21 protein-coding genes are annotated in these 21216 nt (G+C 70.3%); 6 read left to right on the top strand and 15 right to left on the bottom strand.

From position 1 onward, the window contains the following. Positions 1 to 2601, bottom strand: a 2601-nt coding sequence (locus E3O28_RS10770) for an AAA family ATPase (protein ID WP_134415921.1), incomplete at its 3' end; no start/stop codon positions are given. A 268-nt stretch (positions 2602 to 2869) separates the two neighbouring features. On the opposite strand from E3O28_RS10770, the gene E3O28_RS10765 reads away from it, so the two are divergent. Both E3O28_RS10765 and E3O28_RS10760 read left to right on the top strand, forming a co-directional pair. Beyond that, the gene (locus tag E3O28_RS10765; protein ID WP_134415919.1) at positions 2870 to 3274 is read left to right on the top strand and encodes a GNAT family N-acetyltransferase; all 405 of its coding nucleotides are present in this window, start codon (positions 2870 to 2872) and stop codon (positions 3272 to 3274) included. Positions 3275 to 3336: 62 nt separating this feature from the next. After that, entirely contained in the window at positions 3337 to 3684 is a 348-nt protein-coding gene (locus E3O28_RS10760; protein WP_134341759.1) for a hypothetical protein, read from the top strand. On the opposite strand, the gene E3O28_RS10755 is transcribed toward E3O28_RS10760, so the two are convergent. From E3O28_RS10755 to E3O28_RS10705, 11 genes are all read right to left on the bottom strand, one after another. Further along, positions 3620 to 4192, bottom strand: coding sequence for a hypothetical protein (locus E3O28_RS10755; protein ID WP_241973094.1), 573 nt, complete (start codon positions 4190 to 4192; stop codon positions 3620 to 3622). The two genes, E3O28_RS10760 and E3O28_RS10755, sit on opposite strands and share 65 nt — an antisense overlap. Before the next feature lie 25 nt (positions 4193 to 4217). Then, positions 4218 to 4697, bottom strand: a complete 480-nt coding sequence (locus E3O28_RS10750; protein ID WP_134415915.1) for a hypothetical protein — start codon at positions 4695 to 4697, stop codon at positions 4218 to 4220. Positions 4698 to 4901: 204 nt separating this feature from the next. Beyond that, entirely contained in the window at positions 4902 to 5843 is a 942-nt protein-coding gene (locus E3O28_RS10745) for an Fpg/Nei family DNA glycosylase (protein WP_134415913.1), read from the bottom strand. 33 nt (positions 5844 to 5876) lie between these two features. Next, on the bottom strand, positions 5877 to 6536 hold the full coding sequence (gene rnc / locus E3O28_RS10740; protein WP_241973093.1) for a ribonuclease III: 660 nt from the start codon (positions 6534 to 6536) through the stop codon (positions 5877 to 5879). Between the two features lie 162 nt (positions 6537 to 6698). Further along, positions 6699 to 6902: a 50S ribosomal protein L32 gene (gene rpmF, locus E3O28_RS10735; protein WP_066596228.1), complete on the bottom strand. Its 204-nt coding sequence runs from the start codon at positions 6900 to 6902 to the stop codon at positions 6699 to 6701. A 2-nt stretch (positions 6903 to 6904) separates the two neighbouring features. Then, on the bottom strand, positions 6905 to 7477 hold the full coding sequence (locus E3O28_RS10730) for a DUF177 domain-containing protein (RefSeq protein WP_104171681.1): 573 nt from the start codon (positions 7475 to 7477) through the stop codon (positions 6905 to 6907). Positions 7478 to 7488: 11 nt separating this feature from the next. Then, complete coding sequence (locus tag E3O28_RS10725; RefSeq protein WP_134415909.1) at positions 7489 to 9930, bottom strand: DUF3488 and transglutaminase-like domain-containing protein; 2442 nt, start codon at positions 9928 to 9930, stop codon at positions 7489 to 7491. After that, complete coding sequence (locus tag E3O28_RS10720) at positions 9917 to 11428, bottom strand: DUF58 domain-containing protein (RefSeq protein ID WP_134415907.1); 1512 nt, start codon at positions 11426 to 11428, stop codon at positions 9917 to 9919. Before E3O28_RS10720 ends, E3O28_RS10725 begins: the two co-directional genes overlap by 14 nt. 58 nt (positions 11429 to 11486) lie before the next feature. Further along, a complete protein-coding gene (locus tag E3O28_RS10715) occupies positions 11487 to 12458 on the bottom strand; it encodes a MoxR family ATPase (protein ID WP_104103531.1) in 972 nt (323 codons plus the stop codon). Positions 12459 to 12544: 86 nt separating this feature from the next. After that, the gene (gene coaD / locus E3O28_RS10710; RefSeq protein WP_104103054.1) at positions 12545 to 13033 is read right to left on the bottom strand and encodes a pantetheine-phosphate adenylyltransferase; all 489 of its coding nucleotides are present in this window, start codon (positions 13031 to 13033) and stop codon (positions 12545 to 12547) included. A gap of 57 nt (positions 13034 to 13090) precedes the next feature. Beyond that, positions 13091 to 15286: an ATP-dependent DNA helicase RecG gene (locus E3O28_RS10705; RefSeq protein ID WP_104103051.1), complete on the bottom strand. Its 2196-nt coding sequence runs from the start codon at positions 15284 to 15286 to the stop codon at positions 13091 to 13093. Positions 15287 to 15381: 95 nt separating this feature from the next. On the opposite strand from E3O28_RS10705, the gene rsmD reads away from it, so the two are divergent. After that, positions 15382 to 15960 (top strand): 16S rRNA (guanine(966)-N(2))-methyltransferase RsmD, encoded by a 579-nt coding sequence (gene rsmD / locus E3O28_RS10700; RefSeq protein WP_134415905.1) that lies wholly within the window; start codon positions 15382 to 15384, stop codon positions 15958 to 15960. Positions 15961 to 15967: 7 nt separating this feature from the next. Here the strand turns inward: rsmD and thiL are convergent, their stop codons facing one another. Next, a complete protein-coding gene (thiL, locus tag E3O28_RS10695) occupies positions 15968 to 16975 on the bottom strand; it encodes a thiamine-phosphate kinase (RefSeq protein ID WP_233191531.1) in 1008 nt (335 codons plus the stop codon). Positions 16976 to 16999: 24 nt separating this feature from the next. Between thiL and E3O28_RS10690 the strand changes: the two genes are divergently transcribed. The 3 genes from E3O28_RS10690 to E3O28_RS10680 all read left to right on the top strand — a co-directional run bounded on the left by E3O28_RS10690 (position 17000) and on the right by E3O28_RS10680 (position 19066). After that, positions 17000 to 17515, top strand: coding sequence for a DUF3515 family protein (locus tag E3O28_RS10690; protein WP_134415903.1), 516 nt, complete (start codon positions 17000 to 17002; stop codon positions 17513 to 17515). A gap of 229 nt (positions 17516 to 17744) precedes the next feature. Continuing rightward, positions 17745 to 18803 carry a YeeE/YedE family protein gene (locus E3O28_RS10685; protein WP_104103039.1) on the top strand — a complete coding sequence of 353 codons (1059 nt, stop codon included), beginning with the start codon at positions 17745 to 17747 and terminating at the stop codon, positions 18801 to 18803. 35 nt (positions 18804 to 18838) lie between these two features. Further along, positions 18839 to 19066, top strand: coding sequence for a sulfurtransferase TusA family protein (locus tag E3O28_RS10680; RefSeq protein ID WP_104171673.1), 228 nt, complete (start codon positions 18839 to 18841; stop codon positions 19064 to 19066). A gap of 28 nt (positions 19067 to 19094) precedes the next feature. Here E3O28_RS10680 and E3O28_RS10675 read toward each other — a convergent pair whose 3' ends face one another. Next, positions 19095 to 20213: a D-alanine--D-alanine ligase family protein gene (locus E3O28_RS10675; protein ID WP_134415901.1), complete on the bottom strand. Its 1119-nt coding sequence runs from the start codon at positions 20211 to 20213 to the stop codon at positions 19095 to 19097. Then, a complete protein-coding gene (locus E3O28_RS10670) occupies positions 20116 to 21213 on the bottom strand; it encodes an NAD(P)H-dependent glycerol-3-phosphate dehydrogenase (protein WP_104103030.1) in 1098 nt (365 codons plus the stop codon). Before E3O28_RS10670 ends, E3O28_RS10675 begins: the two co-directional genes overlap by 98 nt. Between the last annotated feature and the right edge of the window lie 3 nt (positions 21214 to 21216).

The raw sequence follows: 21216 nt of genomic DNA, 5'->3' as shown, positions 1-21216 counted from the left end.
GGCCTGGAGCCGGGCCTCGACCTCGGCTTCGCGCGCGGCCTCGAGGGCGGCGACGAGCGCGTCGCGAGGTCCGGTATCCGGCACCGGGCGCGGCCGGGCGCGCTGTTCGTCGCGCGCGGTGCGGGCCGTCTCGCTCGCGGCCTCGAGGGCGGCGACGGCCTCGGCCTGCAGCAGGAGGGCGGCGGAGAGCCGACTCAGTTCGGCGGTGGCCGCCTCGAGCTGCACGGTGGCCCGGTTGGTCTTCTCGGCCTGCACGGTCGTGCGGGACTCGAACGCCCGCACCCGGGCGGTGGCCGCCTGGGCCTGGGTCTTGCGGGCGGACAGCACGACGCGGGCCTCGGCGAGGTCGGCGACGACCTGCTCGAGCCGGGTGCGCACCGCAGCGAGCGAGTCGGCGGCCGCATCGCGGTCGGCGATGAGCTCGAGGCGGCTGCGCCGGGCCCCGGAACCACCGCACAGCACGGTGTCGCTGAATACGTCTCCGGCCCGGGTGATGACGGTGATCGACAGGGCTGCGCGCCCGGCGGTCGCCACGCCAACGGTCTCCACGCCAACGGTCTCCACTTCCTCGGATCGGGGTCCGAATCGGTCCACGGCGGCTCGGGCGGCGTCGAGGTCGTCGGCGATCACCGTACGCCGGAGCAGGCCGAGCACCCCGGGTGGCGCGTCGATCACCGATTCGGCCCAGAGCAGCCCGGGCTGCACGGTGAGGTCTGGCCGGGTGTCGGGTGCGAGGACATCCGTCGTGCCGGTACCCGACGTGCCAATACCTGACATGCCGGTATCCGTCGTGCCGTCACCGGGCGCGTCGGCGTCGATCGTGCCGGCCGTCGCATCGCCGGTCGCGTCTGCGGGCGGGGCGTCGGCCCTGGCGTCTTCGTCGATCGTGCCGGCCACGATAAGTTCGACCCGGCCGAGATCGTCGGCGCGGGCGCGCACGATGGCGTCGACGGCCGCGCTCCAGGTGTCGGCGAGCACGGCGTCGGCGAGGGAGCCGAGGGCGGCGGCGATGGCGGCCTCGTAGCCGGGCCGCACGCGCACATGCTCGGCCACCAGACCACGGATGCCCGCCGGGGCCGCAGCGAGCAGGGCCGCCGAGCCGTCCTTATGGTCCAGAGCGAGGGACAGTGCCCCCGCGCGGGCGGCGAGGGCGTCCCGTTCGCGTTCGCCGAGGTGCAGTTCGTCGCGCAGGCGTTCGACCTCGACCTCCGCCTGGGCGACGGCAGACCGGGCCGCGGCGGCAGCCTCGGCCGGGTGGCTCTCGCCGGCGTCGACGGCGGCCGCGTCGAGCGCCGCGGCGTCCGCGGCGAGTCCGGCGAGGTGTGCCTCAGCCGTGTCGACCCGGCCACGGGCGGCATTGAGGGCGTTCTGCTGCCGCAGCACTTCGCCGCGCACGGAGGCCAGGCGGCCCGCGGCGGTCTCGGCCTGCCCGGTCAGCTGGGAGAGGTGGAGGTCGTGCCGGGAGACCAGCACGGCCTGGGCGGCGATCTGTTCGTCGAGCGCGTCGAGCCGGCCCCGGGCCTCCTCGGTGGCCGCGCGGGCGGCAGCCCAGGTGGAGTCGGCCACGTCGATGCGGCTACGCAGCGCGTCGATCTCGGCGGCGGCATCCGTCAGCATCGCCGTGGTCACGCTGGGGCCGGCGTCCACGGACTCGGCCTGCGAGCCGAGCAGGGCCAGCCGCTGGTTGGCGAGGGTGTAGAGGCCGCGCAGGCGCTCCTGCACGGATTCCAGGCCGAAGTTCGTGCGCCGGGCCCGGTCGACGGCGTCGCCGATCTGCTCTTGCTCGAGTCGGCGCAGGCGCCGCTGCCGGGTCTCGAGCTGTTCGGTCAGCACGAGTCGTTCGGCGTGCCGCTCGCTCTCGGTGCGGCCGTGCGCGTCGAGCGCGATACGCAGCGTGACCACGTCGTCGGCGAGGAGCCGGGCCCGGGCGTCGCGGGCGACGGCGGCGATGATCTGCGCCTCGCGGGCGATGTCGGCCTGGCGTCCGAGCGGTTTGAGCTGCCGACGGATCTCCCCGGCAAGGTCGCTGAGCCGGGTGAGGTTGGCCTGCATGCCGTCGAGCTTGCGGAGGGTCTTCTCCTTGCGCCGACGGTGCTTGAGAATGCCGGCGGCCTCCTCGATGAACCCGCGGCGCTCCTCGGGGCTGGCGCGCAGCACGGCGTCGAGCTGCCCCTGCCCCACGATCACGTGCATCTCCCGGCCGAGGCCGGAGTCGCTGAGCAACTCCTGCACGTCGAGCAGGCGGCAGGTGCGCCCGTTGATCGCATACTCACTCGCGCCGTTGCGAAAGAGGGTGCGGGAGATGGTGACCTCGGTGTAGTCGATCGGTAGCGCGCCATCCGTGTTGTCGATGGTCAGCGTCACGGCCGCCCGGCCGAGCGGGCCCTTGGTGGACGTGCCGGCGAAAATGACGTCTTCCATCTTGCCGCCGCGAAGGGTCTTCGCGCCCTGCTCGCCCATCACCCAGGCGAGTGCGTCGACGACGTTGGACTTGCCCGAGCCGTTGGGCCCGACCACGCAGGTGACGCCGGGTTCGAAGGCGAACGTGGTGGGGTGGGCGAAGGATTTGAAGCCTTTGAGCGTGAGGCTTTTCAGATACATGGTTTCGCCCCCTTTCGTCGCTGACTCGGGTCGCGGCTGCCCGGCGCGCCGCCCCCAGTAACGGTACCGGACACAGCCGCCACCGCCCGGTAGGCGCGGTCCCTGGCGGTAGGCGCGGTCCCTGACGAATTCAACGGAGATTTTGCCGATTTGGAGCGGAAACGGATGTCTCGGGCCGGGTTTGAGCAAAATCTCCGTCGAATTGGTTCGGAGCTGGGGCCGAACCCGGGTGGCAGGGGCGGCAGGGGCGGCGCTACGCTGGCCGATCATGGGGACCTTCACCTTCGAGATCGACGAACTCGCCATCCCCGCCGCGCCGCAGGCTCCCGGCTGGGCCGATTTCGAGGCGGCAAACGGGGTGCGCAACACGGTCGAGGCGGAGGCGTATGGCACCACCGACCTGGAGCTGACCGCCGAAGAGCTCCTGCCGGACTGGCTCAAGCAGGCGTGGGAGCCCAAGCGCCTCTTCGTGGCCCGGTCCAAGGGACGCCTTGTCGGGCGCGGTCACTACGAGACCCTTCCGGAGGGTTCCGCCGAGCACGCGTGGTTGGCCGTGGAAGTGCTTCCCGAGTACCGACGGCGAGGCATCGGCTCAGCCCTCACTGCCCGGCTCGAGGCGATCGCACCCCGCCGGAATGGTTGCCCGATCTGGCGGTGCTCTACACGCGCATGAGCACGGATGCCCCGAGCGCCGGCCTTGCCGAACCGGAGCAGCTCTAGACGCCCGAGCGCGTCATGCAGGAGGAGCAGAAGGCTGCCGCCGGCAGGCGCACGGCGTTGACCTCGGCGGTGCTGCATGGCCCGAGCGGCCACCTCGTGGGATTCACCGAGCTGGAGGTGCCGGCGGAGTCCCGCCGCGCGGTCAGCCAGGAGGACACTCTGGTGCTGCGCGAGCACCGCGGCCGCCGGTTGGGGATGCTGCTGAAGACGGCGAACCTCGAGCTGCTCGCGGCGGAGCGCCCCGGGCATCCGTCGGTGATGACCTATAACGCTGAGGAGAGCCGGCACATGCTCACGGTCAACGAGGCCATCGGCTTCGTGCCGCTTGGTTACGAGGGAGCCTGGCGCCGTGACGCCCTCTAACCCGGCTCTCCGGCCCTCGAGCCTGCCGAGCCCTGAATTTCCGAACCCTGAGTCCCAGAGCCAAAGACCCAGATCCCGAGACCCGACAACCAAAAGCCCAAAGCCAAAGCCAAAGAACAAAAGACCGCAAAGCCAGCAAAGAGGGCAAAGCCGGCACACGTAGCTGAGGCGAAGGGCGGCGACCGCCGAACACCCGGCCCTGATCGGCCTCGCCGGCGATCGTCAGCAGCTGCACGAGGGCATCGGCGGCGATCTGGTCCGTGGTGCGGGGGTCGTCCTGCATGCGTGTGGCCCACGCGGCTTTCGCCTTGTCGACGAAGCGCACCCCGCCGCGGCGAGGGCTGGTGATCGAGTCGAAGACGGAGAGCACGAACTCGCCGTCTTCGGTCGCGAAGAGGCCATTCAGACGCACCTTGCCGTTGCCGAGCCGGTAGACCTTCAGGAACCGGTCGTCGTGGGCCTGCTTCTCCCAGGCGGCAATGCCGGCCTCGTCGAGGCGGTCGCGCATGCGCCGCGCTAGCCTGAAGACCTGGTCAGTGTTCAGCGTCGACGCCTCGACGAGAAGCAGGGGTCAGGGCTTCGATGAGCTTGTCGGCGGTGACCGTCGCGTCGATCTGGCCGAGACCAAAACGGATCGACTCGGCCGCGTCGACGGAGAGAGCGTTACTGGGGACCGCGCGGGCGATCGGCGCTTGCCAGGGCACCTTCGCGACGAACTCCGCGACCTCGGCGGCATCAACGTCCGGCGACTCCACGGCCGCCTCGACGCGCGCCTGCGCCGCCTCGGCACCGGCCATCATCGTGCCGACCGAGACCAGTTTGAACGCGTCGGTCTTGGTCGAGCCCGTCACCTTTTGGATCAGCGCCTCGGGCGAGAGGAATCCCTGCTGCGGGGCCAGACCTGAATGGCCGAGTTCGGGCCGGGACCGCCGGGCGATGGTCGCCGCCATCCACGCGGATCGCGTGTCGAGGAGGCGGCGGGCGGCCGCGATCTGCTTCTGTCCGGCCAGCACCTCGGCGCCGGCGAGGTGCTCCTAGTCGGCGCAGGAGGAGTCCAGGCGGGCGACGGCATCCGTTGCCGCTCTGAGGTCATCTGCGGCGGTTGTCATGGTCCGCGGTTAGCAAAGATGGTGATTAAAGTTGAGAGTTATTCACTTGATATTCAAAAGAGTTTCGTATTTTTGTTCAACAGTCAGGCTTCTCGCGGGCAGCGAGCCTCAGCGCAGCCGTTGGCATCGCGGGCAGAGGTGTGAACTGCGGTTCATGAACTGCTGCCGCACGAGCAGTGTGCCGCAGCGGGGGCACGGTAGACCCTGCCGGCCGTACGTGTTGAGGCGGTGCGAAAAATATCCGGACTGACCATTCACGTTCACGTATTGCGCATCGAAACTGGTGCCGCCCTCGGCCAAGGCCCGGTTCAGGATGCTGCGGACCGCGCCGAGCAGCGCCCGCCCCTTCGCGGGCGACAGGGAGTCTGCCGGCTGCTCGTAGTGCACCCGGGCCTCAAAAAGGGCCTCGTCGGCGTAGATGTTCCCGATGCCGCTGATCAGGGTCTGGTCGAGCAGGGCGCGCTTGATCCCGGTCTTCTTGCGGGCCAGGGCAGCCAGGAAGAGCGGCGCCGAGAAGCCCGGATCCAGCGGGTCGCGCGCGATGTGCGCCACCTGCGACGGGATCAGCCCCGACCAGCCCAGGCCCGAACTGGCTAGTCCGTCCGCCCCGGTCGCGCCGCCTGCGAGCCCGGAGTACCCGGCCGTCAGCCCGTCGCGGGTGGGCTGCATCGAGTCCACGGCCATACTGCCGAAGATGCGCTGGTCGACGAAGTTGACCCACAGCTCGCCGTGTTCCGGGTGCTCGATCTGCAAACGGATGCGCAGGTGCCGGGCCGTGTCCGATCCGGGGCTGCGCAGCAGCACCTGACCACTCATTCCGAGGTGCACGACCAGGGCGCGCCCGGAATCCAGCGGCAGCCAGATGAACTTACCCCGGCGGACGGCGGCGAGCACGCCCCGGCTCTGCAACAGGTCGGCGAAATGCCCGCTCGCGGAGTCATGGCGACGCAGGGATCGTGGCTCGAAGACCTCGACGCCGACGATCACGGCGCCGGTTACGGCCGGCGCCAGGCCGGCGCGAACGACCTCCACTTCAGGAAGTTCGGGCATGCGAGCCTTTCAGCGTCACGGCCTGACAGCAGCTCAGGGAGCGCTGAGGCGCGTCCAGGCGTCGAGTGCGGCGGCCATCTCGGCGTGCTTCTTGCTCGTGCCCTCGCCGACCGCACTGACCTCACCCACGGTGACGGTGGCGATGAAGATCTTGGAGTGATCGGGTCCGCTTTCCGCGATGGAGTACACGGGAACCCCGGTGCCCAGGCGAGCCGCGGCTTCCTGCAGGCTCGTCTTGGGGTCCATGGACACTCCGAAGTGCTCTGGGTCACGGAGGAGCGGCTCGATCAGGCGCAGCACGAGCGCCGTCGCCGTCTCTCCGCCGGAGTCGAGGTAGACCGCTCCGATGAGCGCCTCGACGGTGTCGGCAAGGATCGACGACTTGTCACGCCCATTGGTGAGGATCTCGCCGCGGCCGAGGCGCACGTACGCCCCCAAGCCGATGCCGCGCGCGATGCCCGCCAGGGCAACGCTCGACACCAGGCTGGCCCGGCGCTTGGCAAGGTCACCCTCGTCGAGCTGCGTGTACTCCCGATAGAGCATGACCGTCACGGCCTGCCCCAGAATCGAGTCGCCGAGAAATTCGAGGCGCTCATTATTGGGTATGCCGCCGTGCTCGTACGCGTACGAGCGGTGGGTGAGAGAGAGCTCAAGCAAGGCCGGGTCGATCTGCACGCCGAGAGTCGCCAGCAAGGACGAAACCTCGGGATCGACGTTCACGAGTGCCGGCTCAGCGAGTGCGCGCCGGGCAGATGCCGACCGAAAACACTGATGCCGCGACTCAACGGAACGGGACCCTGAATCGGGACTCCCGGCATCCGTCGGCGCGGCATCAGGCGTTCGAGCACGACGAGACTAAACGTCGGCGACCTTGCGGCCCTTGTATTCCATGAACAGCGCCGTGCCGGCTGCGTCGGTGACGACCTTGGCGCGGTGCGGCAGGCTGTAGACAACTTTGCCGTTTTCCATGGTCTTGACCAGGGTGGGCGCTTCGGCCTTCCAGCAGGAACGACGTGAACGTGTGTTGGAGCGTGATTGCTTGCGCTTCGGGACTGCCATGACTACTTCTCTTCTCTATCCGTTTCAGCCTGGATGTCTTCATCCGTGCCGCTGCTTTCGGAAGCTTGGAATTCCATGAGCGCGGCCCACCGGGGATCGCGCTTTTCTTCGGGTAGGAACTCAGGGGCCTCGGCAAGCCGTTCGCCGGTCTCGGGGTCGAGACCTGGGCAATCCGGCCGGCAAACCGGCTGGAACGGCAGTGACAACACCACCGCATCCCTGATCAGAGGTTCAAGATCCACGTGGTCATCTTGAACTTCACTTTCATAAGCTTCGTCTAGAGAGTACGCGAAAAGCTCGTGAAACTCGACTTGGACCGGCAATTCGACGTCGATGAGGCATCTGCCGCACTCTCCGGCGGCGATTCCGGACACCTGGGCCGACACGAGGATGCCCTCGTGCAGGGTTTCAAGGCGCAGGTTCGCGATCACGGTAGAGCCGGCCTTCACGGCGACCAGGCTCTCGCCGAGGTCTCCCGGCACGACGATTTCGAGGTGTCGTTCGTGCATGGTGCCCGGGCGGTTGATCAGGTCGCGCACATCGACCTTGTACGGGGTCTTCTTGAATCTACTCACGAGGGAAGATTCTACGCGTTCACGGCTGGGCGTCCGATTCGTCGCTCGCCGGGGCGCCAGAGCGATGCCGGCAGCAGCGTCGCCCGCACCCGCAGGCGCCGGCCCGACACCGAATGGATGCCGCGGAGCACCACGTCGAGGTCGGCCACGCGTTCCGCCGCCCGCGCGGACTGCGCGTCGTCACCCGGTCGCCCGTAGTGGCTGCGCTCCGCTCCCACGAGGAGCCGGTCGAGGGCCTCGGCCGCGGCTCCCCCGCCCGGACCGGCGCCCTCCGTAACGCTCTCGGTACCGCCTACCGAGCCGATGAGAACCCGGAGCCGCGCGGCGAGCTCGCGCGGCGTCTCGGTCTCCCGCACGAAGACGCCATGGTCCACCGCCGTGTCGCTGACCTCACGCCACGCCTCCACGGCCCCGCTCTGCCCCGACAGGAGGCCCCGGCGCCGCAGCATCCGCCGGGTCACCCGGATGAGGGCCGGCAGAAGGAGCAGCGCGAACGTCCCGAGGACGAGCAGGCCGAGACGGATGATGCCGCCGCGCGAGTCCGCGGGCGAAGAAGCGTCGGCCTGGGCGTCAGCGGCGTTCTGGCCGCCGAGGTCCTCGGGGCGCGGCGCGTCCGACGGGCCGGCCTGGCCGGAATCAGTCAGCGGAACGGTGACGGCATTGTCCTGCGTGTACGCAGGCACGGCGCCGCGGCCGGGCGTGGGCTCGAAGGGCACCCAGCCGACGCCCTCGAAGTAGATCTCCGTCCACGCGTGAAGGTCGTGGGTGTCGACGCTGTACCGGCCGACCCCGGCGACGGAACCCGACGCGGACAGCGACCCGGGCTGGTAGCCGATCGCGATCCGGGACGGGATGCCGATCGAGCGGGCCATAGCCGCCATCGCCGAGGAGAAGTGCACGCAGTACCCGGTCTTCACCTCGAGGAAGGTGCTGACGACGTCAATGCCGCCACCGTCATAGCCGGCCTCGACGGGAGCCTCGGTGTCGTAAGCGAAGTCGCTGCCGCGCAGGTAGTCCTGCAGGGCCCGCGCGGCCTCGTACGCGCTCGTGGTGCCGGCGGTGACCTCACGCGCGGTGTCGCCGATCAGGGCCGGAGTCTCGGCTGGCAGCCTCAGGCTGCGCCGGATCTCCGCCGGATACGCGCCCTCGGCTTCCCGCAACTGCTCCGCCGTCGGCTCCAACGTGAGCGCGGTGACGGTGTACTCCTGGCCGCGGGTCGTGTCGCCGGGGCTCGTGATGGACCCGGTCGCCTCGTTCCAGTACCAGGCGCCGAGCAGGCCGGTCACCGAGCGGGGCGGCGCAGGGGTAGGCAGCCACCGGGCGGCCAGGTTGTCGATGCCGATGGTCGTGATCGTCTCGCTCGTCTTGATATCGGGTGAGAACCCTGGCGGCAGGTCGATGTCGTCGACGGCGTTCGCGCGGCTCCTGGGCGCCTCCCCGGCGGTCCAGTTGCGGCCCGAGAATTCATCGAGTGTCAGCAGCCGAAGGTAGGGCGGCCGAGTCGCCGTGGTGCGGAAGTGCAGCACCGGTTCGGCGTCCGGCCGGCGCAGGTCCTGACCGAGGTTGATCATGGGGCTGACACCGTTGGCGAACAGCAGGCTGCTGCCCGGGCGCGCGCGCGTGAGGCTGCCCCCAGGCAAGACGGGCGTGGCGACGCTGACCACGATTGCCGCCACTATCGCGACGCTGCCCACGACGACCGCTCCCTTAGAGGAGCCGGGCACGTGGCGCCGCCCGGGCGCGACCGTGCCGGGCCCCGCTACGACCGGCGGGCCGGGCAGGCTGCCGGCTCGGCGCATCCGGATCTCGACATGGAGGAGCAGGAGGTAGGCGGCGGCCGTGAGCACGAGGGCCTCCAGGTTGGCCTCGTGGCCGAGGGCAAGCCCCGGCACGAGCAGCGGCACCAGCACGGGCAGTCCGGCGAGCGCGGGCACGCGCAGGATGACCGCGAGCGTGTCGATCAGGATCGCGATCACGCCGGCGCCGGCGCTGAGCAGGAACAGGATGCCGGCGGTCGCCTCGGCCGGCGTCGATTGCTGCTCGATGGAGACCACCCCGGAGAGCGCTAGATCGCGGAACCGGTCGATCGTCTCCCCGGTCGGGATCAGCCAGAGCCAGCCGCTTCCGGCGCCAAAGAGCAGCGTCAGGACCGCCACAAGAACCCCTAATCCAGCGAGCGACCCGAGGAAGACGGGCAGGCCGGCGCGGCGGAACCCGGCGGAACCGAGCAGGACGCCGGCGGCCGTGAACGTCATCAGCCACCACCAGCCCGTGCCCTCGAGCAGCGGCCCGAGGCCGGCGTCGGCCACGACCAACAGCAAGAGGAGTGCGAACGCGAGGGGCCACTCCGCCCGCTTGAGTCGGGCCGCGCGGGCGGAGGGGTCGCGCCAGGCGGTGCGAGTGCCCTGGTCGGGAGCGGCCTGGTCGGGAGCGACCCGGTCAGACGGCGTCATTCAGGGGCCTTCTCGCGCCGATAAAGTCCTCCCAGGCACGGGGGATGTCCGGGGTCTGGTGCACGGGGATGCAGCGCCAGCCGGCCTCGCGCAGCCGGCGCACGGCATCCGTTCGCACCGTGGGCAGCACGAAGGCCACCGCGGGGCGGCTCTGGGACACGAGGTCGGCGAGCTCGGCCAGATCCCGGTCGTCGACGGCGACGAGCACCGCGAAGGTCGGCAGCAGCCCGCCGGGCACCACGAGCGTGCTGAGTTTCGCGGCGGTCCCGGACTCGGGCGTACCTGGTTCGACGGATGCCGGGGGTCCGGGCTTCACTGCGGGGCCGCCGAACGTGTACGTCTGTTCTGCTTCGTCCTCGGCGGTCTCCGCCGGGTCGGGCGGGTCCGCCGGCTTGACCCCGGCCAGCCCTTCGAGCAGCAGCGCGACTCCGCCCGGCGGCAGGAAGACGGTGGGAGGGTCGCCGCGCAGGCCGCCGCGGCCGCCGGGTCGCCCCGGGGTGGCGTTCACCTGACCCGGGCTCGTCAGTCTGCCGGACGAGCCCGAGCTGGGACTGGACAGGCTCGGTGTGGACAGGCTCGGTCCCAGCGCAACGAGGTCGAGCCGGTAGCCGGCCGCCAGCAGGTGCACCCCCACGGATGCCGCGAGCTCGACGGCCACCTCGAACGCCTGCTCGAGGCGCGGCCCGCCGAGATCGGTGCCGCTGTCGGCACCGGCACCAGTGTCGGCACCGACGACGGTCGGGCGGCCGCGGCGTCCGCGCAGCGCGGTGTCAAGCACGAGTCGGGCTCCGGGGTTGCTCTGCTCTTCCTCCTGCCGCACCATGATCGCGCCCAGGCGGGCCGTGGCCGGCCAGTTCACGCGGCGCAGCGGGTCGCCCGGCCGGTACTCGCGCGCGATCAAGGGGTCTGCGTTGTGGTTCAGGTGCCGGAGCCGCTCCGGAACGTCGCCGTCGTTCAGGGTGCCGGTGAGGCCCCGGCCGGCCAGGGCGGTCACCCGGGGCGTCACCGCCAGGTCGTGCGGCTCCCCCACGGCCCACTCGCCCGAGGCAAGGCCGAACGGATCCGAACGCCCGATCAGCACCGGGCCCGTTGCGTAGAGACCCCGCCGGGGCAAGCTGAACCGGTACTCGAACCTCACGCTGTCTGCACCGGTGTCCGGGCCGCCCTCGTAGCGGTCGAGGGCCGGCAGCGGCGTTCCGGCCGGCACGGTCAGTCCGGCGTCGCCGGCGTCCCGCCCCCGCACGGTGTCCCGCAGATGCAGGCCCGCCAGGGGCCGGGGGGAAAGGTTCCGCACCCCGAGCCCCACGACGACCTCGCCGCCGGCCGGCACGACCGGTGGGCGCAGCATCCGGGTGACGCGCAGGCGCACCGGATGGATCGATACGTACCCTAGGGCGGCGACGGGGATGGCCAGGAGCACACCGGCGATGAACAGAAGGTCGCGCTGGTTCGTCAGCAGGGCGAGCAGCAGAAGGCCGGCTCCCGCGGCGAGGAACATCCCGCCTCGAAGGGTGACCCGGGGAAACCGGACGCGCCGCTGCTTCGCCGGCATGGCGTCAGGGATGCCCGGTGGCACCGACGGGAACGGGGGTGGCCGCCACGATTCGGCGAACGATGTCGTCGACCACCGGGCCGCTGTCCTGATGGTGGCCGAGCACCCGGCTGCTCGCCACGAGGCGGTGCCCGAGCACGGCGACGGCGAGAGAGTCGATGTCGTCGGGCAGCACATAGTCCCGGCCGTGCAGCGCCGCCTGGGCCTTGGCCGCCCGGATCAGCTGCAGTGTGGCACGGGGGCTGGCGCCCAGGCGCAGGTCGCGGTCGTCGCGGGTGGCCCGCACCAGGCTGACCGTGTACTCCTTCACCGCGGGAGAGGCGAACACCCGCTGTACGGCCGTCATCATTCCGCGAAGCTGGGCGCCGGAGACGACCGCCTCGATGCCGGCCAGCGGGCTCGACGTGTCGCGGGCATCCAGCATCATCAGCTCGGACTCGGTGTCGGGGTACCCCATCGAGATGCGTGCCATGAACCGGTCCCGCTGGGCTTCGGGAAGCGCATAGGTGCCCTCCATCTCGATCGGGTTCTGGGTGGCCACGACCGTGAAGGGCAGCGGCAGCAGATAGGTGGAGCCGTCGACGGTGACCTGGCGTTCCTCCATGCATTCCAGCAGCGCGGACTGGGTCTTCGGGCTCGCCCGGTTGATCTCGTCCCCGATCACGATGTTCGCGAAGATGGCGCCAGGCTTGAACTCGAATCGGCGGTCCACCTGGTTGAACACCGACACGCCCGTCACGTCGGAGGGCAGCAGGTCGGGGGTGAACTGGACGCGGCTGACCGTGCAGTGCACGGACTTGGCCAGCGCCTTGGCCAGCATGGTCTTGCCGACGCCGGGAACGTCCTCGATCAGAAGGTGCCCCTGGGCCAGCAGCACCGTGAGAGCCGTCGTGACGGCCGTGTGCTTGCCGTCGATGACGGTTTCCACATTGCGGATGATCGCACGCGCCGCAGCCTCGACGGCCGGAAGGTCCATCAGGGTCTCGTCGTCCGTGTCGGCGACAGGGCCGCCCACGTTCCCGGCGAACGCCGGAACGGAAACCGAGCGCAGGGGCGACGTATTCACACGCGTGTCTTCTGCAGGAACGCCGCCACGGCCGGCGGCACATACGGGGTGATATCGCCGCCGAGCGCGGCGACCTGGCGCACCAGGGAACTGGACACGTGGGCGTTGGCCGGGTCCGGCAGCAGGAAGATCGTTTCCACGGCGGCGAGGTTGCGGTTCACGATCGCCATCGGGGTCTCGTAGGCCACGTCCACCTGTGAGCGGATGCCCTTGATCAGCACGCTTGCGCCGACCTCCGTGCAGTATTCGACGAGCAGCCCCATGCCCCAGGAGGCCACCACGATGTTGCCCGGCAGCCCGGCGTCCAGGATGGACCGCTGCAGCAGGGAAACCCGCTGGCTGATCGGCAACAGAGCCGTCTTGCCGGGGTTGTGCACGACGAGCACGTGCAGTTCGTCGAAGAGACCGGACGCCCGTTCAATCACGTCGAGATGACCCCGCGTGACGGGGTCGAATGAACCGGGGACGACGGCGATCCTGCGCATAGCGATCACCCTAGCCCCAGTGCGTGAACGGTGCCTGAGCGCGCTCCGATCCTGCTGTCAGGACTTGGTGAGCGAGGCCCGCTCCGCGTCGTCGAGGCGCCGCCGCACCGCCTCCCGCAACGCCGGGACCGATTCGAGGTGCGGGTCGTGCTCGCTCAGGCGCTGCGCATGGCCTCTGGCCTCCCCGATCAGGTCGCCGTCGGTCGCCACCCTCAGCAGGCGCAGCGAAGAGCGGCCCCCGGACTGGTTGCTGCCGAGCACATCGCCCTCCCGGCGCAGCTCCAGGTCGACCTGGGCCAACTCGAACCCGTCGAGGGTGGCAGCGACAGCCTCGACTCGCTCGCGCGCGATGGTTTCGGCCTCCGCGCTCGTGACCAGGAGACAGAGCCCCGGCACGCCGCCGCGGCCCACCCGGCCGCGCAGCTGGTGCAGTTGCGAGACGCCGAACCGGTCGGCGTCCAGCACCACCATGGCGGAGGCGTTGGGCACGTCGACGCCGACCTCGATGACGGTCGTCGCCACGAGCACGTCGATCTCACCGGCCGCGAACGCGCGCATGGCCACGTCTTTCTCTTCGCTGGTCATGCGCCCGTGCAGCGGTTCGATGCGGGCAGAGGCCAGGGCCGGGTTACGACGCAGTTCGGCGAGCACCATTTCGACGGATGCCGGCGCTGCAGCCTCGGGATCGACCTCCGCGCCCTCCTCGAGCTGTTTCGGGGCGATGGCCGGGCACACCACGAAACCCTGGCGGCCCTGGGCGAGCTCCTCCGCCAGCCGGGTCCACACCCGGGTGACCCAGCCAGGCTTCTCGAACACAGGCACGACGAACGTCTCGATGCCCTGCCGCCCCTCCGGCAGCTCCGCGATCGTGCTCACGTCGAGGTCGCCGAACACGGTCATGGCCACGGTGCGCGGGATCGGGGTGGCGGTGAGCACCAGCACGTGCGGCGGCACGGCCCCCTTCAACCGCAGCGCCTCGCGCTGGTCCACGCCGAACCGGTGCTGCTCGTCGACGACGACCAGTCCGAGGTCGAAGAACGTGACCTTGTCGCCGAGCAGCGCATGCGTGCCGATCACGATCTTGGCCTGTCCGGACACCACTCGGAGCAGCGCCTTGCGGCGCTCTGCCACCGGCAGCTGCCCGGTGAGCAGGGTGGGCATCAGCGTGCCCGCCAGCTCGGGGCCGAGCGACCGCACGATCGTGCGCAGGTGCTGGGCCGCCAGAACCTCGGTGGGAGCGAGGAAAGCCGATTGGCCGCCCGTGTCGGCGACGGTGAGCATGGCCCGCAGGGCCACGACGGTCTTGCCGGATCCGACCTCACCCTGCAGCAGCCGGTTCATCGGGTGGGTCTCGATAAGGTCGGCGGAGATCTCCGTGGCCACGCCCTGCTGGTCCGCGGTGAGGCTGAAGGGCAGGCCGGCGTCGAAGCGCTCGAGCAGGCCGCCGGACGACGCCACGCGCGGGGTGGAGTGCTGCTGCCGAGCGGTGAGCCGCTGCTGCACCAGGGCGCTCTGCAGCACGAAGGCCTCGGTGAACCGCAGGGTGTCCCTCGCACGGCGCCAGTCCGCATCGGTTTCCGGGCGGTGGATCAGCTCGAAGGCCCGGCCCTGCGGCAGCAGCCCGCGCTCGGCGCGCAGCCCCGGCGGGATCGGGTCGGGCACCGGGCCCACGCTGTCCAGCAGGATCGCGATGGACTGCGCGACCTGCCAGCTGGCCACGGTGTTGGTGGCCGGGTAGATCGCGACGGGCTGCTCGATCCAGAGTTTGGCGGCCGCGGCATCCGTGGGCATCTCGGGTTCGTCGTCGGCGCCGGGGCCGAAGAGCTTGTAGGTCGGATGCGTGAGCTGCAGGTGGCCCCGGTAGTCGGTGACCTTGCCCGCGAACATTCCGCGCATGCCGGGTTGGAGCTGCCTGGCCCGCCAGGACTGGTTGAACCAGGTGAGACTGAGGATGCCGCGGCCGTCGGAGATCTTCACCTCGACGATCGACCCCTTGCGGGCTTTCATCGGGCGTTCCTCGACCGAGCGGATCTCCGCCACAATGGTCACGTTCTCGTCGAGCGGCAGCAGGCTGATCGACGAGAGCTCGCCGCGGCGGGCGTAGCGGCGCGGGTAGTGGCTGAGCAGATCGCCCACGGTGTGCGAGCCGAAGGCCTTGCCCAGGGCGACGGCCGTTTTGCCGCCGACCACGGTGGCCAGCTTGCTGTCGAGGGTCACCGGGGCGAGAGTCTCCCCAGCCTCCGAATCGGTCATGTCTCGATCGTAGGCGGCACGTGCGACATGCGGCACCGCGTCGGCGCGGGTGCACCGCGACCGCGGCCGCCGACGGGCGATAAACTCGACGGGTTATGACGCGAATCGTCGCCGGGTTTGCCGGTTCCCTGCCCCTGGCGGTGCCCAAGACCGGCACCCGCCCCACCAGCGACCGTGTTCGGGAGGCGATCTTCTCCGCCCTCGACGCGCGCGACATCATCCGTGGCGCTCGGGTTCTCGATCTGTACGCCGGGTCGGGCGGGCTCGGCCTGGAGGCGGCCAGCCGGGGAGCGCGCATCGTGACCCTGGTCGAGAACAACTTTGGCGCCGCGCAGATGTGCCGCAAGAACACCGAGGCCGTGCTGCGGGCGGCACCGGGGCGGGGCGCCCCGAGGATCAAGGTGAGCAGCCAGGCCGTGCAGTCGTTCCTCGCGGCCACCGGCGAGGGGTTCGACCTGGTCTTCATCGACCCGCCCTACGACCTGGCCGAGACCGAGCTTGGCCACAACCTTGCCGCCCTGGCGCCGCTGCTCGACCCGGGCGCACTCGTCATCGTGGAGCGCAGTTCGCGCTCCCCCGAACCGGTCTGGGGGGCGGGCCTCGCATCCGACCGGCGCAAGGACTACGGCGACACGACCGTCTGGTACGCCTCCCCCGTGCTGCCGGCGGCCTGAGGCGCTCTCAGGCGACGGCGCCGTCCCAGCCGCGGTAGGGGTCCCAACCGGCTTGGTCGTGGGGGCGGCCATCCACCAGGACCGAGCCTGCGGCATCCGTCACCACGCCGACGGCGCGGAAGCCGGCGGGCAGCACGGCGCCCGGCGGGAAAGTGGCCAGCAGGCCGTGGTCCTCGCCGCCGCCGAGGGAACGCTCGACATTCTCGCCGAGGGCCGACCGGGCGAAGTCGATGCCCACGCCGCTGGCCCGGGCGAGGCGCCCGGCGTCGATGGCGAGTCCGTCGGACACGTCCAGCATCGCGGTCGCGCCGGCGCCGGCGGCGGCCGGGCCTCGGTCGATGGGCGGCACCGGTGCGAGCTGCGCGGCGACCGCCTCAGGATGCTGCGCCCGCAGTGCGTCCGCCAGCGCAGCATCCGGAACACCGTTTTCGTCAACGGCGAGGCGGAAGAGCAGGTCCAGGCCTCGGGCGGCCTCACCGAGGCGCCCGGCCAGGACCACGACGTCGCCTGGCCGCGCCCCGGAGCGCAGCACGGGCTCGCGTCCCTCGAGGTCGCCAAAGGCTGTCACAGCGAGCGTGAGGGCGTCGGACGCGGACAGGTCGCCGCCGACGACGCCGCAGCCGGGGGCCAGCGCCTCGCAGCAGTCGCGCACCCCGTCGGCGATGCCCTCGATCACCGAGATCGGCGTCGACGGCGGGGCGGCGATCGCCACCACCAGTGCGGTGGGACGGGCCCCCATGGCGGCGACGTCGGACAGGTTCGTCGCGGCGGCCTTCCAGCCGAGGTCGTGCGGGGACGACCAGGCGAGCCGGAAATCCGGACCCTGGATCATCATGTCCGTGGTGACGACGTAGCGCCCGTCCGGGGCCCGCATCACGGCGGCGTCGTCGCCGGGGCCGAGGAGCTGGGCCGCGGAGCCCGGCAGTCGCGGGAAGATCCGGGCGAGAACCTCCCCTTCGCTCAGGTCGGCCAGCGTCGCACTCATGGGGATCATCGCGCCCGCAGAATTCGTCATGCTTCAAACGGTAGCCTGAATGCAATGACTCCCTGCATCCGTTTCCTCCACACCGGCCTCGCGCTCACGCTCGTCGCCGGTACCGTGCTCCTCACCGGCTGCACGGCGGTCGTGCCACTGGAACCGGCCGCGGATGCCGTCAATCCCACCTGCGCCGACCTCATCGTTCGCCTTCCGACCTCGGTGGCCTCGCTTCCGGAACGTGAGACGAACGCCCAGGCCACGGGCGCGTGGGGCACCCCGAGCGCGGTCCTGTTGCACTGCGGCGTTGCCGTGCCCCCACCGACGACGCTCCCCTGCCTCACGGTCAACGGCATCGACTGGATCGAAGACGACTCGGATGCCCCGCTCTACCGCTACACCACCTACGGCCGTGACCCGGCAACCGAACTGGTCATCGACTCGGACAAGGTCAGCGGGTCCACGGTGCTCGTAGACCTGGCGCAGGCCGTGGGGAACATCCCCGCGACGGGCCAGTGCCTCGGCGCCGCGGACCTGCTGCTGCCGACCGACGGCGAGACGGTGGCGCCCGCTCCATAGCCCGCCACCCTGCCACCCTGCCACCCTGCCACCCCGCCGTCCTGCTGCCCCGAGTCGACAACTTTAGGGTGTTGCGGCCGCACGGACGAGTGCGGGTACGGAGTTGTCAAGTGTTACGTCTCATTTCGTTATGCCGCGACGTCTGGGAGCAGCGCCGCCGGCCGGCCCGTAACGTCGCTGGGGAGTCGCCGTCACACGGCGTGCGGCCTCTGATGGACGGGGACACGACATGCTTCTCACCGGACTCGGCCTGGGCGTCGCCCTGGGCTTCACCATGCAGCGGGGCAGGTTCTGCGTCACCGGCGCTTTCCGGGACCTGTGGCTCACGGGCAGCACCCGCTGGCTGACGGCCTTTCTGATCGTCATCGCGGTGCAGAGTGTGGGAGTCTTCGCCCTCGACGCTGCCGGTGTGATCACCCTCGACCCCCAGCCCTTCGCCTGGCTGGCCACGATCATCGGTGCGTTCATCTTCGGGTTCGCCATCGTGCTGGCCGGCGGATGCGCCACGGGCACCTACTACCGCGCCGGCGAGGGTCTGGTGGGCAGCTGGTTCGCCCTGATCTTCTACGCCCTCTTCTCCGCCATCTCGAAGACGGGCGCGCTGTCCGCTCCGGTCGCGGCGCTGCGCGGTATCACCGTGGAGGCTTCCACCATCCACGGAGTCCTCGGCATCTCACCGTGGGTGCTGGTCGCGGTGCTCGTCACCGGCGTCGGCCTGCTCGCCCGGCACCACCTGCGGCTGCGGTCGTCCCTGCCGGTCGCGTCGCTCCCGGCCCGCACGAGCGGCATCCGGCATCTCCTGTTCGAGAAGAAATGGGGCGCGTTCACCACCGCCCTGATCATCGCGCCGCTCGCCATCCTCGCCTGGCCGCTCAGCTGGGCAACCGGGCGCGAGTCCGGGCTCGGTATCACCGGGCCGTCCTCGAACATCGTCAACTACCTCGTGCGCGGCGATCCCCAGTTGATCGACTGGGGAGTGTACCTGGTGATCGGCATCCTGCTCGGCTCGTTCATCGCAGCCAAGGGCAGCGGCGAGTTCCGGGTGCGGCTGCCCGATGTCACCACAACCATCCGCAGCATCCTCGGCGGGGTGCTGATGGGCGTCGGAGCCAGCCTGGCCGGCGGCTGCACCATCGGCAACGGCATGGTCGACACCGCCACCTTCGGCCTCCAGGGCTGGGTGGCGCTGGTGTTCATGATCATCGGCACCGGCGCCGCGACGCGCCTCTTCATCACCGGGTCCGCGCGGGTAGGGGTCTCCCCCGCTCGCGTTCCGGCCAACCAGTAGCAACCCCGCAGCCAACCAGAAGAAAGAAGCCCGACATGGCACAGTACGTACTTGAGACCGACGGTCAGGTCTGCCCGTTCCCGCTCGTGGAGGCCGGAGCCGCAATCGAAAAGCTCGACCTCGGCGACGAGCTCACCATCAACTTCGACTGCACGCAAGCGACGGACGCCCTGCCACGCTGGGCGGCGGAGAGCGGCTACCCGGTCACCCACTTCGATCGCGTCGGGGACGCCCACTGGACCATCACGGTGCAGAAGGCCTGATCGCCGCGCCGGGCGTGCGGCTGGGCGGCTAGACCGCCAGGTGCAGCGCGGCCGGCGCGGCGCGGCGGGCGATCGCCACCTCGATCAGCTCATCAATCAACTGCGGGTAGGTGAAGCCACTGGCCAGCCAGCAGCTCGGGAACATCGAGATGGGGGTGAACCCGGGCATGGTGTTGATCTCGTTGATGACCCAGCCGTCATCGGTGAGGAAGAAGTCCACCCGCGCCAGGCCGGCGCCATCGATCGCGTCGAACGCGCGGATGGCCAGGGCCTGCATCTGGGCGAGTTCCTCGGAGGTGAGGTCGGCCGGGCAGACCAGGTCGATGCCGGACGCACCGAGGTACTTGGCGGCGAAGTCGTAGAAGTCCCGCCCGGTGACCCTCACCTCGCCGGCGACGGATGCCCGCGTCGGCTCCCCAGGACGCCCCTGCAGCACCGCGATCTCGAGTTCGCGTCCGCGCAGCCCGGCCTCGATCAGAACCTTGCTGTCCTCGAGCAGAGCAACTCGCATCGCCTCGGCGAGCTGGTCCAGGGTCGACACCCGACTCACGCCTACGCTCGACCCCGCCCGAGCCGGCTTCACGAACACGGGCAGCCCGAGCTCCTCGGCCGCCGCGAACGCCATCCCGGGAGCCTCGGCCCAATCGCCGTCGGTGATGGTACGCCACGGGGCGACCGGGAGGGCAGCCTGCTGGAAGACGGTCTTGGTGAAGTGCTTGTCCATTCCGAGCGCCGACGCGAGCACGCCTGAGCCCACGTAGGGCAGCCCGACGAGTTCGAGTAGCCCCTGCACGGTGCCGTCCTCGCCGAACGGGCCGTGCAGGATCGGGAAGACCAGGTCGACGTTACCGAGCGAACGATAGCCGGCGCCGTCACTGACAGTCAGCTGGCGGCTGAGGCTGCTCTCCGGCCACCGGATGCGGGTGCCGTTGTCGAAGACCTCCGGCAGTTCGTCCGCGTCCAATGTGAACCGAGCCGGGTCATCCGCTTCGAGCACGAAGGCTCCGTCGCGGGTGATGCCGACCGGAATGACGTGGTAGCGATCGCGGTCAATCGCCGCCAGGACGCCGCCCGCTGTGGCGCAACTGATCGAATGTTCGCTTGACCGACCCCCAAAGAGCAGCGCCACCGTGAGCTTGTTCGTCATCAATCGTCCTTTCGCCCTGCGGCTCCGCTGAGTCCGTGGTCAGGTGCGGGGCGAGATCCCGCGGTTTCAGAGTACCGGCCAGCACCTGGCGGACCTGCTCAACGATGGGCATGTCCACCCCCTTGGCGCGGGCGAGATCGAGAATGGGGCCGACGGACGCAAGACCCTCGGTGGTCTGCTGCATCTGCTTGACGACGTCGTTGATGCCGTAGCCCTGGCCGAGGAGCCGGCCGGCGGTGTTGTTGCGCGACAGCGGCGACTGGCAGGTCGCGATCAGGTCGCCCAGGCCGGCCAGGCCAGCCAGCGTTTCCGGATGCGCGCCGTAGGCCACCGCGAAATCGGTCATCTCCACGAGACCGCGGGTGATGATCGACGCCTTCGTGTTCTCCCCGTAGCCGACGCCGTCGACGATGCCGATGGCCACGGCGATGAGGTTCTTCAGCACGCCGCCGAATTCGGTGCCGATGACATCCGTGTTGACGTAGGAGCGGAAGTAGCGGTTGCGGGCCAGCATGGCAACGGCCTGCGCGGTCTCGAGGCTGTTCGAGGAGACCACGGCCGCCGTCGGCTGTTCCTTGGCGATTTCCAGGGCCAGGTTGGGTCCGGAGATCGCCGCGATCAGGTCGGGGTTGATCGGCAGGATCTCGGCGATGATCTGACTCATGCGCAGGCCGGACCCGCGCTCGACGCCCTTCATCAACGACACCACGATGGCGCCGGGAGCCAGGAACGGCTCGGCCAGGATCAGGTTCTCGCGCAGCGACTGGCTCGGCACCGATACGAACACCTGCTCGGCGCCGGCGAGGGCCAGGTCGAGCCTCGCGGTGGCCCGCAGGCCCTCCGGCAGGTTGATGCCGGGCAGGTAGTCGCTGTTGCGCCGGGCCTCGGTGATCTCGCGGGCGAGCTCGGGACGGCGGGCCCACAGCACGACGTCGGCCCCGCCGTCGGCCAGGATCTTGGCGAACGTGGTGCCCCAGCTGCCGGCACCGAGAACGGCCACCCG

The sequence above is a fragment of the Cryobacterium sp. TMT2-14 genome (assembly GCF_004402465.1).
Taxonomy (GTDB): Bacteria; Actinomycetota; Actinomycetes; order Actinomycetales; family Microbacteriaceae; genus Cryobacterium; species Cryobacterium sandaracinum.
The sequence above is the reverse complement of the archived record's forward strand: the minus strand, read 5'-3'. Positions and strand labels throughout refer to the sequence as shown.

What these genes read in the sequence shown, in the direction of transcription:
- E3O28_RS10765 (WP_134415919.1), top strand. Translation starts at nt 2,870, where the DNA reads ATGGGGACCTTCACCTTCGAGATCGACGAACTCGCCATCCCCGCCGCG.
- E3O28_RS10760 (WP_134341759.1), top strand. Translation starts at nt 3,337, where the DNA reads ATGCAGGAGGAGCAGAAGGCTGCCGCCGGCAGGCGCACGGCGTTGACC.
- E3O28_RS10755 (WP_241973094.1), bottom strand. Translation starts at nt 4,192, where the DNA reads ATGCGCGACCGCCTCGACGAGGCCGGCATTGCCGCCTGGGAGAAGCAG.
- E3O28_RS10745 (WP_134415913.1), bottom strand. Translation starts at nt 5,843, where the DNA reads ATGCCCGAACTTCCTGAAGTGGAGGTCGTTCGCGCCGGCCTGGCGCCG.
- rpmF (WP_066596228.1), bottom strand. Translation starts at nt 6,902, where the DNA reads ATGGCAGTCCCGAAGCGCAAGCAATCACGCTCCAACACACGTTCACGT.
- E3O28_RS10725 (WP_134415909.1), bottom strand. Translation starts at nt 9,930, where the DNA reads ATGACGCCGTCTGACCGGGTCGCTCCCGACCAGGCCGCTCCCGACCAG.
- E3O28_RS10720 (WP_134415907.1), bottom strand. Translation starts at nt 11,428, where the DNA reads ATGTTCCTCGCCGCGGGAGCCGGCCTTCTGCTGCTCGCCCTGCTGACG.
- E3O28_RS10715 (WP_104103531.1), bottom strand. Translation starts at nt 12,458, where the DNA reads ATGGACCTTCCGGCCGTCGAGGCTGCGGCGCGTGCGATCATCCGCAAT.
- coaD (WP_104103054.1), bottom strand. Translation starts at nt 13,033, where the DNA reads ATGCGCAGGATCGCCGTCGTCCCCGGTTCATTCGACCCCGTCACGCGG.
- E3O28_RS10705 (WP_104103051.1), bottom strand. Translation starts at nt 15,286, where the DNA reads ATGACCGATTCGGAGGCTGGGGAGACTCTCGCCCCGGTGACCCTCGAC.
- rsmD (WP_134415905.1), top strand. Translation starts at nt 15,382, where the DNA reads ATGACGCGAATCGTCGCCGGGTTTGCCGGTTCCCTGCCCCTGGCGGTG.
- thiL (WP_233191531.1), bottom strand. Translation starts at nt 16,975, where the DNA reads ATGACGAATTCTGCGGGCGCGATGATCCCCATGAGTGCGACGCTGGCC.
- E3O28_RS10690 (WP_134415903.1), top strand. Translation starts at nt 17,000, where the DNA reads ATGACTCCCTGCATCCGTTTCCTCCACACCGGCCTCGCGCTCACGCTC.
- E3O28_RS10685 (WP_104103039.1), top strand. Translation starts at nt 17,745, where the DNA reads ATGCTTCTCACCGGACTCGGCCTGGGCGTCGCCCTGGGCTTCACCATG.
- E3O28_RS10680 (WP_104171673.1), top strand. Translation starts at nt 18,839, where the DNA reads ATGGCACAGTACGTACTTGAGACCGACGGTCAGGTCTGCCCGTTCCCG.
- E3O28_RS10675 (WP_134415901.1), bottom strand. Translation starts at nt 20,213, where the DNA reads ATGACGAACAAGCTCACGGTGGCGCTGCTCTTTGGGGGTCGGTCAAGC.